9 protein-coding genes are annotated in these 12,069 nt (G+C 70.2%); 6 read left to right on the top strand and 3 right to left on the bottom strand.

Translation table 11 applies throughout. The features are described 5' to 3' along the window. The first annotated feature begins 91 nt into the window (after positions 1 to 91). The 4 genes from ACT80S_RS18770 to ACT80S_RS18755 are packed head-to-tail and all read left to right on the top strand — an operon-like array spanning position 92 to position 3,921. The gene (locus tag ACT80S_RS18770) at positions 92 to 1,012 is read left to right on the top strand and encodes an AAA family ATPase (RefSeq protein WP_377418950.1); all 921 of its coding nucleotides are present in this window, start codon (positions 92 to 94) and stop codon (positions 1,010 to 1,012) included. A 9-nt stretch (positions 1,013 to 1,021) separates the two neighbouring features. Next, the gene (locus ACT80S_RS18765; RefSeq protein WP_377418947.1) at positions 1,022 to 2,206 is read left to right on the top strand and encodes a vWA domain-containing protein; all 1,185 of its coding nucleotides are present in this window, start codon (positions 1,022 to 1,024) and stop codon (positions 2,204 to 2,206) included. Positions 2,207 to 2,228: 22 nt separating this feature from the next. After that, the gene (locus ACT80S_RS18760; protein WP_377418945.1) at positions 2,229 to 2,846 is read left to right on the top strand and encodes a CoxG family protein; all 618 of its coding nucleotides are present in this window, start codon (positions 2,229 to 2,231) and stop codon (positions 2,844 to 2,846) included. A 10-nt stretch (positions 2,847 to 2,856) separates the two neighbouring features. Next, positions 2,857 to 3,921, top strand: coding sequence for an XdhC family protein (locus tag ACT80S_RS18755; RefSeq protein WP_377418942.1), 1,065 nt, complete (start codon positions 2,857 to 2,859; stop codon positions 3,919 to 3,921). A 93-nt stretch (positions 3,922 to 4,014) separates the two neighbouring features. On the opposite strand, the gene ACT80S_RS18750 is transcribed toward ACT80S_RS18755, so the two are convergent. Then, positions 4,015 to 4,980 (bottom strand): TRAP transporter substrate-binding protein, encoded by a 966-nt coding sequence (locus ACT80S_RS18750; protein ID WP_377418939.1) that lies wholly within the window; start codon positions 4,978 to 4,980, stop codon positions 4,015 to 4,017. A gap of 129 nt (positions 4,981 to 5,109) precedes the next feature. Between ACT80S_RS18750 and ACT80S_RS18745 the strand changes: the two genes are divergently transcribed. Further along, the gene (locus ACT80S_RS18745; protein WP_377418936.1) at positions 5,110 to 5,925 is read left to right on the top strand and encodes a CAP domain-containing protein; all 816 of its coding nucleotides are present in this window, start codon (positions 5,110 to 5,112) and stop codon (positions 5,923 to 5,925) included. Positions 5,926 to 5,932: 7 nt separating this feature from the next. Here the strand turns inward: ACT80S_RS18745 and ACT80S_RS18740 are convergent, their stop codons facing one another. Together ACT80S_RS18740 and ACT80S_RS18735 are read right to left on the bottom strand one after the other, a co-directional pair. Then, entirely contained in the window at positions 5,933 to 7,246 is a 1,314-nt protein-coding gene (locus ACT80S_RS18740) for a TRAP transporter large permease (RefSeq protein WP_377418933.1), read from the bottom strand. A 13-nt stretch (positions 7,247 to 7,259) separates the two neighbouring features. Then, positions 7,260 to 7,793, bottom strand: a complete 534-nt coding sequence (locus ACT80S_RS18735) for a TRAP transporter small permease (protein ID WP_377418931.1) — start codon at positions 7,791 to 7,793, stop codon at positions 7,260 to 7,262. 158 nt (positions 7,794 to 7,951) lie between these two features. Between ACT80S_RS18735 and ACT80S_RS18730 the strand changes: the two genes are divergently transcribed. Beyond that, entirely contained in the window at positions 7,952 to 11,581 is a 3,630-nt protein-coding gene (locus tag ACT80S_RS18730; RefSeq protein ID WP_377418928.1) for a hydantoinase B/oxoprolinase family protein, read from the top strand. Positions 11,582 to 12,069: the final 488 nt, after the last annotated feature.

Below are 12,069 nucleotides of genomic sequence, written 5' to 3'. Positions count from 1 at the left end.
TACCCTCGGGCGTGCCGCCGGGCCAGTCCGGCGGCGCCCCGGTGCGGGCCGTCCCGGCCCGCACCGGCCTCCCGCCCCTCCGCTCCCGCCCATGACTGCCGCGACCTCCCCCTTCGCTTCCATCGACGACCTGGCCCGCGCGCTGGAGTCGGTCGGCTACTTCGCCGACCGACGCCTGGCCACGGCCGTCTTCCTGGCCGTGCGCCTGCAGCGCCCGTTGCTGCTGGAGGGCGAGCCCGGCGTCGGCAAGACCGAGCTGGCCAAGGCCCTGTCCGCGGTCCTCGGGCGCGAGCTGCTGCGGCTGCAGTGCTACGACGGCCTGGAGCATCGCGAGGCGCTCTACGAGTGGAACTACGCCGCGCAGCTCCTGCACATGCGCGCCGCCGAGGGCAAGGCCGACCCGGCGCAGGTCGAGCGCGAGGTCTACCAGGACCGCTACCTGATTCGTCGCCCGCTGCTGCAGGCCCTGCAGGCGCCCGATCCCGGCGCGGTGCTGCTGGTCGACGAGGTCGACCGCGCCGACGAGCCCTTCGAGGCCTTCCTGCTGGAGTACCTGGGCGAGTACCAGGTCAGCATCCCCGAGCTTGGCACCATCCGCGCGCGCGCCGTGCCGGTCACCCTCCTCACCAGCAACCGCACCCGCGAGCTGAACGACGCGGTCAAGCGCCGCTGCCTGTACCACTGGCTCGATTACCCCGACCGCGAGCGCGAGCTGGCCATCGTGCGCTCGCGCGTGCCCGGCGCCAGCGAGGCGCTCTCGCGCCAGGTCGCCGATTTCGTCGGCCGCCTGCGCTCCCAGCCCTTTGCCAACGCCTTCCAGCGCGTGCCCGGCATCGCCGAGAGCGTGGAGTGGGCCAAGGCCCTGGTGGCCCTGGACACCCTGGTCGTCGACCCCGAGGTGGTGGCCGACACCGCCGGCATCCTGTTCAAGCAGCGCGAGGACGTGGCGGCGCTCACCCCCGACCTCGTCACCGAACTGCTGCAGCCCGAGGAAGGCGCCGCGGCGCCTTAGGGGGCTTCCATGCAGCTCGGCGACGCCCGCTCCGGCAAGCTGGCCGACAACCTGGCCGGCTTCGGCCGTGCCCTGCGCCGCGCCGGCGTACCGGTGGACAGCGCCCGCATCGCCCTGGCCGGCGAGGCGGCGCAGGCCGTGGGCGTGGCCAGCCGGGCCGACCTCGGCGCGGCGCTGGAGGCGGTGCTGGTCTCCCGTGAGCGTGACCGCGAGGTGTTCCGCGAGCTGTTCGACGCGTATTTCCGCGACCCGCAGGTCGCCCACAAGCTGCTGGCGCAGATGCTGCCCACCGCCGAAGGCCGGGCGGAGCCCTCGCGCCGCCGCCCCCGGGTGAACGACGCGCTCGCCCCGCCGCGCCCGCTCGCGGCGCCCGCCGCCCCGCGCCGCGACGAGGAGGTGCGCCTGGACGCGGCCATGACCGCCACCGACCTGCAGCGCCTGCGCCATGCCGACTTCGGCGCGCTGGGCGCCGCCGAGTACGCGCTGGTGGAACGCCTGGCGCGCGACATCCCGCTGCCGCTGCCCCGCACCGCCTCGCGCCGCACCCGCCCGGGCTGGCGCGGCGCGCGCCCGCACTGGGCGGGAGCCTTGCGCCGCGCCAGCCACACCGGCGGCGAGCTGCTGCAGCTGCCCCGCCTGGCCCGGCGCGAGGAGCCGCTGCCGCTGCTGGTGCTGGTGGACATCTCCGGCTCGATGGAGCGCTACGCCCGCCTGCTGCTCGCCTTCCTGCATGCCGCCACCCGCGAGCTGCGGGGCCGGCGCGACGTCTTCGCCTTCGGCACCCGGCTGACCGACCTCACGCCGGCCTTCCGCCTCGCCGACACCGACGCCATGCTCGCCGCGGCCTCCGCCGCCATCGACGACTTCGCCGGCGGCACGCGGCTGGGAGAATCGCTGGCCACGCTGCGCCGTCGCCATGCGCGCCGGCTGGTGGGCCGCCGCACCGTGGTCCTCGTCGTCAGCGACGGCCTGGACACCGGCGAGCCCGCGGACCTCGACCGCGAACTCGACTGGCTGCGCCTGCACACCCGGCGCCTGCTGTGGCTCAACCCCCTGCTGCGGTTCGACGGCTACCAGCCGCTGGCGCGCGGCGCGGCGGTGCTGCACCGGCGGGCCCACGCCATGCTGGCGGTCCACAACCTCAGCGAACTGAGACAACTGGCGGCCGGCCTCGCCGCCGTCATGAAGAACTGAAAGAAACCAGGAAGACAACACCATGGAAATGCAAGGCAGCCGCCACCTCGCCGTCTCCCAGCAGCAGGCCTGGGACGCCCTCAACGATCCCGACGTCCTCAAGGCCTGCATCCCCGGCTGCGAGCGCATGGAGGCCACGGGCGAGGGCCAGTTCGCCGTCGGCGTCGCCGTCAAGATCGGCCCCGTCGCGGCGCGCTTCGCGGGCAAGGTGGCCCTGAGCGACATCGACCCGCCCACCCGCTACACCCTGAGCTTCGACGGCCAGGGCGGCGCCGCCGGCTTCGGCAAGGGCCAGTCCCAGGTCTCCCTGGCGGCGGCGGCCGACGGCCGCGGCTGCGACCTCACGTACACCGTGAACGCCCAGGTCGGCGGCAAGATCGCGCAGATGGGGCAGCGCCTGATCGATGGCGTGGCCAAGTCCATGGCGGAGGATTTCTTCAAGCGCTTCGACGCGGCCATGCAGCAGCGCCATCCCGAGGCCTACGCCGCCGAGGCCGAAGCCGTGGCCGGTGCAGCCGCCGCCGCCGGGGCGCCGGCTCCTGCCGCCCCCCCCGAGGGCTCGGGCGCCGCGATCCCCGCCTGGCTCTGGGGCGCCGGCGCGGTCATCGTCGCCGCGGCGGTGTTCCTCCTCACCCGCTGAAGGGGCCGCGATGGAAAACCTCGACGTCATGGTGCTGCGCACGCTGCGTGACTGGCGCGGCGCCGGCAAGCGCGCGATGCTGGTCACGGTGGTGCGTACCTGGGGCTCCTCGCCGCGCCCGGTCGGCTCCATCATGGCCCTGTGCGAAGACGGCTCGGTGGTCGGCTCCGTCTCCGGCGGCTGCATCGAGGACGACCTGATCTACCGCCACACCCAGGCCTACGCCGGCAAGGAGCCGGGCCACACCATCCCGAGCGGGGCGCCGGGCTTCGTCAAGTACGGCATCACCGCCGACGAGGCCCACCGCTTCGGCCTGCCCTGCGGCGGCACCCTGGAACTGCTGCTGGAGTACGACCCCGACGCCGCCTCGCTCGCCGAGCTGGTGGCCCTGCTCGAGTCCGGCCGCCTCGTGCGCCGGCGCACCCGCCTGGCCGACGGCGCCGTCACCCTGGAGCCCGCGCCCGCGCCGGCCGACCTCGCGGTTTCGGACACGGAGCTGGCCAACACCTTCGGCCCGGAGTACCGCATGCTCCTGATTGGCGCCGGCCAGCTCACCGAGTACCTGGCCACCATGGCGCTTTTCAGCGGCTTCGCGGTCACCGTCTGCGACCCGCGCGAGGAGTACCGCGGCGGCTGGCACGTGGCCGGCGTCCAGCTGGTGTCCGACATGCCGGACGACGTCGTCACCGCCTTCAAGCCCGACGCGCGCAGCTGCGTCGTGGCCCTCACGCACGACCCCAAGCTCGACGACCTGGCCCTGCTCGAGGCGCTGGGGACCGACGCCTTCTACGTCGGCGCCATCGGCAGCCGCCGCAATAACGACGCGCGCCGCCAGCGCATGATCGAGCACTTCGGCCAGACCGAGGCCTCGCTCGCGCGCCTGCGCGGCCCCATCGGCATCTACATCGGCAGCAAGACCCCGCCGGAGATCGCGGTCAGCGTGATGGCGGAGATCCTCGCGGTGAAGAACGGCGTCACCCTGCCGCGCGACATGGAAGTGGCCCAGGCCAAGAACAAGGCCGAGCCCGCGGCGGCGCCGGCCGACGCCTTCGCCTGCGGGATCCCGCGTCCCTGAGGCGTCGCCCGGCCCAGCCCGAAAGCCAAAGGCCACCCGAGGGTGGCCTTTGGCTTGGTGCACCCGCGCGGGGCGCGGGTGCGCAGGGGCGGCTTACTTGAGGTAGGCGTCCACCAGCTGCTTGCCCTCCGGGCCGGCCTTCTCCAGCCACTCCTTGAGCATCACGTCGCCCACCTTCTTCATGTCGGCCTTGAGCTGGGCCGACGGCGGCACGATCTGCATGCCGTTGGCCTTGAGCTTGTCCAGCGTGTCGGTGTTCACGCGCCGGCTGGCGGCCCAGCCTCGGGCCTCGGCGTCGGCGGCGGCCTTGAGCACGGCGTCCTGCGTGGGCTTGTCCAGCGCGTCGAAGGCGCGCTTGTTCACGATCACCGCGTTCTTCGGCAGCCAGGCCTGGGTGTCGTAGAAGTACTTCAGGTGCTCGTAGGTCTTGGTGTCGAAGCCGGTGGAGCCGGAGGACATGTACGAGTCCACCACGCCGGTGGCCATGGCCTGCGAGAGCTCGGCGGCCTGCACCGTCACCGGCACCGCGTTCACCAGTTCGGCGATGCGGGCGGTGGCCGGGCTGTAGGCGCGCCACTTCAGGCCCTTCATGTCGGCGCCGGAGGCGATCGGGCGCTTGGTGTAGATGCCCTGCGGCGGCCACGCCACCGAGTACAGCACCGCCATGCCCTGCTCGCCGAGCTTCTTGTCCAGGAGCGGCTTCTGCGCGCGGTACAGCTTCATCGCCTCGTCGTAGCTGTCGGCCAGGAACGGCAGGCCGTCGGCGCCGAAGATCTGCCACTCGTTCTGGTAGGCCACCAGCAGGATCTCGCCGATCTGCGCCTGGCCGCCCTGCACCGCGCGCTTGATCTCGTTGGCCTTGAACAGCGAGGCGTTGGGGTGCACCGTGATCTTGAGCTTGCCGCCGGTGGCCTTGTCCACCTCGTTGGCGAACTGCACCAGGTTCTCGGTGTGGAAGTTGCCGGCGGGGTAGGCCGCGGGCAGGTCCCACTTGGTCTGGGCGAAGGCCTGGCCGGCCAGGGCGAGGGCGGCGACGGAAAACGCGAGTTTCAATTTCATCAGTGCTCCGGATCGGTGCGGAAAAGTATCGGGGTCCGGGCGTCATGCAACCCCCGGGCCAGCGTGCGCGAGTCGCGTCACGCTTGAGATGTTAGGGTGTGCGGCATGCGCGGTCCATGTCGTGCTTTGGTGTTCAGTCTGATCAGTGCCTGCGGCGCCCTGGTGCGCGCGCAACCGGCGCTGCTGCCGGCGCTCGCCCCGGTGCATGCCGCCGGCTGCGAGGGCCGTCCCGGCGTGGCCACGCCCTGGCGGCAGCCCGCGGCCCTGGCCGAGGCGGCGCGCCGCATGGCGCGGGGCGTGCCCGCGGCCCAGGCAGCTCGCCAGGCCGGCTACCGCGCCACGACGCTGTTCCAGGTGACCTTCCGCGGCTACCGCGACACCGCGGCCATGGCCCGGGCCGCGGCCTCGCGCTATTGCGCGGCGCTGACCGACCCGCGCCTGGGCGACGCGGCGGTCCACCAGGAGGGCGACACCACCTGGCTGGTGCTCGCCGCGCCCTTCGCGCCGCCCGCCCCACAGGACGCGCCCGCGGTGGCCGCCGAGGTGCTGCGTCTCGTGAATGAGGCGCGCGCGCGCCCGCGCCGCTGCGGCGATCGCCCGTTCGACGCCGCGCCGCCGCTGGCGCCGGACGCCACGCTGGACCGTGCCGCCGCCGGCCACGCACAGGACATGGCGCGCCACAGCTACCTGGAACATCGGGGCCGCGACGGCAGCCACGCGAGCGAACGCGCCACGCGCGCGGGCTACCGCTGGCGCGCGGTCGGCGAGAACCTGGCCTCCGGCCCGACCAGCGCGCGCGAGGTGGTGCAGGGCTGGCTGGCCAGCCCTGGCCACTGCGCCAACCTGATGCAGCCGGCCTTCACCGAGATGGGCCTGGCCTACGCGGTGGACCTGGACAGCGAGGCCGGCATCTACTGGGCACAGGTGCTGGCGCGCCCGCGCTGAGTCGGCCTCAGCCCTTGGACTGACCCATCACCAGGTCCGGCAGCCAGGTCACGACCTGCGGAAAGACGGTGATCAGCGCGATGCACACCACCAGGCACAGGAAGAAGGGGATCGCCGCCCGCGCGATGGTGTTGCTGTCCTTGCCCGTCATGTTCTGGAGCACGAACAGGTTGAATCCCACCGGTGGCGTGACCTCGGCAATCTCCACCAGCAGCACGATGAAGATGCCGAACCAGACCAGGTCGAAACCCGCCTTCTGCACCATCGGCAGCACCACGGCGGACGTCAGCACGATCATGCTGATGCCGTCCAGCGCGGTGCCCAGGACCAGGTAGACGACCACCAGGCAGGCGATCAGGCCCACCGGCGACAGCTGCAGGCTGTTCACCCACTCGGCCAGCTCGCGCGGCACGCCGGTGAAGGCCATGGTCTTGGTCAGGAAGGCGGCACCGGCCAGGATGAACATGATCATGCAGCTGGTTCGCGTGGCCCCCATCAGGCCGTCCCAGAAGTTCTGCCAGCTCAGGGATCGGCCCCAGGCTGCGATCGCCAGCGAGCCCACCACGCCGTAGGCGGCGCACTCGGTGGCCGTGGCGACGCCGGCGACCAGCACCCACACGATGAACACGATCAGCGCCGAGCAGGGGATCAGGTTGCCGCTCTTGCGAAGCTTCTGCGCGAAGCTCGAGGGCGCGTCGGCCGGCGGCACCTTGTCCGGGTTGCGGATCGACCACCAGGCGATGTACCCCATGAACAGCGCCATCAGCAGCGCGCCCGGGATGAATCCGGCCAGGAAGATGCGGATGATCGAGGCGTCCGCCGCGACCGCATACACCACCATCGTGATCGAGGGCGGGATCAGGATGCCCAGCGTGCCGGCGGTGGCCAGCGAGCCCAGGGCCAGTCGCTCGTCGTAGCCGCGCTTCTTCAGCTCGGGCAGGGCCACCTTGGCGATCGTCGCGCAGGTCGCGGCCGACGAGCCCGACACCGAGCCGAAAATTCCGCAGCCCAGGATGGTGGTGTGCATCAGCCGTCCCGGCACCCGGTTCAGCCAGGGCCGCAGGCCCTCGAACATCTCCTCGGACAGCCTGGTGCGGAACAGGATCTCCCCCATCCAGATGAACAGGGGCAGGGCGGCCAGCTCCCAGGAAGCATTGCTTTCCCAGAAGGCGGAGAACAGGTTCTTGCCCGGTTGCGTGCTGGTGAAGAAGGCCTGGCCGACCCACCCGCAGATGGCGAGGGTCATGGCGATCCACACGCCGCCTGCCAGGAGCAGCAGCATGACCACCAGCAGGAACAGTCCGATCGCGAGCGTTTCCATGGGGCGCTCCTGCTCAGACGTCCGACGAGAAATCGCCGTGGGCGTGGCGTTCCTCCACCGCCACCACGAAGCTCGGGCGCTGCCCGCGCAGCACGATGACCAGCTCGTCGACCATCGCCAGCAGGAACAGCCAGGCGCCGAGCACGAAGGTGGTCTGCGGAATCCACAGCGGGATCGCCAGCAGGCCGTTCGCCATGTCGTTGAATTCGTAGCTCTCCCAGGCGAAGCGGGTGGCCCAGTAGGCCAGGTAGCCGATGGCCGCCGTGCCGATGCACAGGCAGCCGGCCTCGAACCCCTGGCGCAGGCTTGCCGGCATCCGCTCCAGCAGCAGCGTCACCCGCACGAAGTCGCCATGCTTGAAGGCGTGGGCCATCGCCAGGAAGGCCGATGCGGCGCACAGCCAGGCCACGACGTCGTTGGTCGCGCCGGTGCGCACGCCGAACTCGCGCAGGATGCTCTGGCCCACCATCAGTACGGCGATCGCCAGCACGCACAGCGCGGCCAGCCGTCCGGCCAGCAGGAAGAGGAAGTCGAGTGTTTTTCTCATGTTGAACTGGAAGATCGGTCCCGGTCATTCTGACGCGGCAGCACCGTGGTTTTCCTCAAGCACACCCCGGGCCAACCCCAATATAAAAAGCGGCTAAATTGCCTGGGCACGGCTGATGCTTGGCACGCCGGACCCTCCCAGTGAACACGAAAGGATGTATGAGCCAAGGTGAACACGCCGCCGTCGCCACGGGCGCGGCTCGCTGGCAGTTCTGGATCGATCGCGGCGGCACGTTCACGGACATCGTGGCCCGTCGCCCCGATGGCGGCCTCGTCACGCACAAGCTGCTGTCCGAGAACCCCGAGCAGTACGCCGACGCCGCCGTCGCCGGCATCCGCCACCTGCTGGGCCTGGCCGCCGGCGAGCCGATCACGCCCCAGCGGGTCGAGTGCGTGAAGATGGGAACCACGGTCGCCACCAACGCGCTGCTCGAACGCAAGGGCGAGCCCACGCTCCTGGTCACCACCCGGGGCTTCCGTGACGCGCTGCGCATCGCCTACCAGAACCGTCCCCGCCTGTTCGACCGGCGCATCGTCCTGCCCGAGCTGCTCTACGCCGAGGTCGTCGAGGCTGCCGAGCGCATGGGCGCGCATGGCGACTGCATCGAGCCGCTGGACGAGGACCGCCTGCGCGCCGACCTGCAGGCCGCCCATGCCCGGGGCCTGCGCAGCGTGGCCATCGTCTTCATGCATGGCTGGCGCTACACCGCCCACGAACAGGCCGCGGCCCGCCTCGCGCGGGAGGCCGGCTTCACCCAGGTCAGCACATCGCACCAGACCAGCCCGATGATGAAGTTCGTCAGCCGGGGCGACACCACCGTGGTCGATGCCTACCTGTCACCCATCCTGCGCCGCTACGTCGACCAGGTGGCGCGCGAGATGCCGGGCGTGCGCATCTTCTTCATGCAATCCTCCGGCGGCCTCACCGACGCCGGCGCCTTCCAGGGCAAGGACGCCATCCTCTCGGGCCCGGCCGGCGGCATCGTCGGCATGGCGCGCACCGCGGCCCTGGCGGGCCATGGGCATGTCATCGGCTTCGACATGGGAGGTACCTCCACCGACGTCTCGCACTACGCGGGTGAATTCGAGCGCGAGTTCGAGACCCAGGTGGCCGGCGTGCGCATGCGCGCACCGATGATGAGCATCCACACGGTGGCGGCGGGCGGCGGCTCCATCCTGGAGTTCGACGGCGCGCGGTTCCGCGTCGGCCCGCACAGCGCCGGCGCGAACCCGGGCCCGGCGAGCTACCGCCGCGGCGGGCCGCTGGCGGTCACCGATGCCAACGTCCTGGTCGGCAAGATCCAGCCCGCGTACTTTCCGCGCGTCTTCGGCCCGGGGGGCGACCTGCCCCTGGGCGTGGAGGTGGTGCGCGAGAAGTTCGGCGAGCTGGCGGCGCGCAGCGGCCGCAGCGCGGAGGAGGTCGCCGAGGGCTTCATCGCCATCGCCGTGCAGCAGATGGCCAACGCCATCAAGAAGATATCGGTGGCCCGCGGCTATGACGTCACCCGCTACACGCTCCAGTGCTTTGGCGGTGCGGGCGGGCAGCATGCCTGCCTGGTGGCCGACGCCCTGGGCATGAACCGAGTCTTCGTCCACCCGCTCGCGGGCGTGCTCTCGGCCTATGGCATGGGCCTGGCCGACCAGAGCCTGATCCGCGAACAGGCCGTCGAACTGCTCCTGGCCGCTGAGGCCCTGCCCGCCATCGGCGAGCGGCTCGATGCGCTGGCCGCCGCCGCCCGCGCCGACCTCGTGCGCCAGCAGGTCGGTGCCGGGGCGCTGCAGATCCATCGGCGTGTCCATGTCCGATACCAGGGGACCGACTCGGCGCTGGTCGTGCCGCACGGGGACCTGGACGCCCTGGTGGCCGGCTTCGAGGCCGCCTACCTGCGCCGGTTCGCCTTCCTCATGAAGGGCAAGCCGCTGGTGGTCGAGGCGGTCTCCGTGGAGGCCGTGGTCGCGGGTGACGCACCCGCCGAGCCGCGCCTGCCGCTGCAGCCCGAACGCCTTGTACCGCGCCGCGAGACCGTACGCATGTACTCGGGCGGCGCCTGGCATGAGGCGGCCCTGGTCGTGAGGGAGGACCTGCGTCCCGGCGACCGCCTCCCGGGGCCGGCGATCATTGCGGAACGGAATGCCACCACCGTGGTCGAGCCCGGCTGGGAGGCCGCGATCACCGACCTGGACCACATCGTGCTGGAGCGCCGAACCCCGCGAGCCTTGCGCTTCGCCGCCGGCACCACGGTGGACCCGATCCTGCTCGAGGTGTTCAACAACCTGTTCATGAACATCGCCGAGCAGATGGGCCTGCAGCTGCAGAACACCGCCTACTCGGTCAACATTAAGGAGCGCCTGGACTTTTCATGTGCCCTGTTTGACGCCGAGGGCAACCTGATTGCCAACGCCCCGCACATGCCGGTGCACCTGGGCTCCATGGGCGAGAGCATCAAGACGGTGATCCGCGACAACGCGGGCCGCATGGCGCCCGGCGACGTCTATGTCCTCAATGACCCCTACCACGGCGGCACCCACCTGCCCGACGTGACGGTCATTACGCCTGTCTACATGGAGGGAGGGGCGGGCGAGGGCGCGTCCCAGGGGCGGCCCCTGTTCTATGTCGGCAGCCGTGGCCATCATGCCGACATCGGCGGCACCACTCCCGGCTCGATGCCCCCGTTCTCCACCACCATCGAGGAGGAGGGCGTCCAGATCCAGAACTTCAAGCTGGTCGACCGGGGCGTGCTGCGTGAGGCCGAGATCCTGGCGCTCCTGGCCTCGGGCCGCCACCCGAGCCGGAACCCGCAGCAGAACCTGGCCGACCTCAAGGCCCAGATCGCGGCCAACGAGAAGGGGGTCCAGGAGCTGCGCAAGATGGTCGGGCAGTTCGGCCTGGAGGTCGTCCAGGCCTACATGGGCCATGTTCAGGACAACGCCGAAGAGTCGGTCCGCCGCGTCATCACCCGGCTGAAGGACGGCTGTTTCACGCTTCCCCTGGACAACGGCGCGCAGATCCGGGTGGCGATCCGGGTCGATGCCGCGGCGCGCGCCGCGGAAATCGACTTCACCGGCACCTCGCCCCAGCAGACGAACAACTTCAATGCACCCACCGCGGTGTGCATGGCTGCCGTTCTCTATGTGTTCCGGACCCTGGTGGACGACGACATTCCCCTGAATGCCGGCTGCCTCAAGCCCCTGAAGGTCATCATCCCGCCGGGTTCGATGCTGAACCCGGCCCCGCCCGCCTCGGTCGTGGCGGGCAACGTCGAGACCTCGACCTGCATCACCAATGCCTTGTACGGTGCGCTGGGCGCCATGGCTGCCAGCCAGTGCACGATGAACAACTTCACCTTCGGCAATGAGCGTCACCAGTACTACGAGACCATCTCGGGCGGCAGCGGCGCCGGGGATGGCTTCGACGGCACCAGCGTCGTCCAGACCCATATGACCAATTCGCGGCTCACCGATCCCGAGGTCCTGGAGTTCCGCTTCCCGGTCCGCCTGGAGAGCTACGCAATCCGGGAGGGTTCGGGCGGGGCCGGGCGGTGGAAGGGCGGAAACGGCGGTGTACGCCGGATCCGCTTCCTTGAACCCATGACGGCCAGCATCCTTTCGAATGGGCGCATCCACGGTGCCTTCGGCATGGCGGGAGGCGGTGAGGGCGCGGTCGGCATCAACCGGGTGGTACGGGCGGACGGTGGCGTACAATCATTGCCTCACATCGGCCAGGTGCCGATGGCACCTGGCGACATCTTCGAGATCCACACGCCCGGCGGCGGAGGCTTCGGTCACTGACCGGGTCGCCTCTCCAACGGGAAAATTTGTGCCATAATCGAGGGCTTCGCTGATTGCGGCGCTTGTTTCCAAGGAGGCGGCGCTGCGGGTGGTGGAGGAAGTCCCTGACTTCTGGGTGGCTCGAAGAAATCATCAGAAATTTTCGAGTTGCTCGCCGAAGATGAAAAAATTCGGTATAGAATGGAGGGCTTCGCTGATCGCGGCGCTGAGTTGGAGACGACGAGGCGAACGAGGTTGGCGGGTGGCGAGTCTGGTCGGTAGCGACGAGGCAAGCGACGAAGAAAAGTTTGCCGGTTCTTAAAAAATCGTGCTAGAATTCAAGGCTTCGCTGATCGCAGCGAAAGCGGCAAGAAAGAAGCAAGTTGCTTTGATTTTGCGAAGTGTTCGTTAACAACACACAGCCGATAAGCGTGGGCGTTTGAGTGGCAAGACGATTGCCAAGTTCTTCGGAACTATCAAACGCTCATAAGAAAAGAAGTGAAGTTCAC

This window comes from Ramlibacter sp. MAHUQ-53 (assembly GCF_052600055.1).
This window is presented reverse-complemented; position numbering and strand designations above follow the sequence as displayed.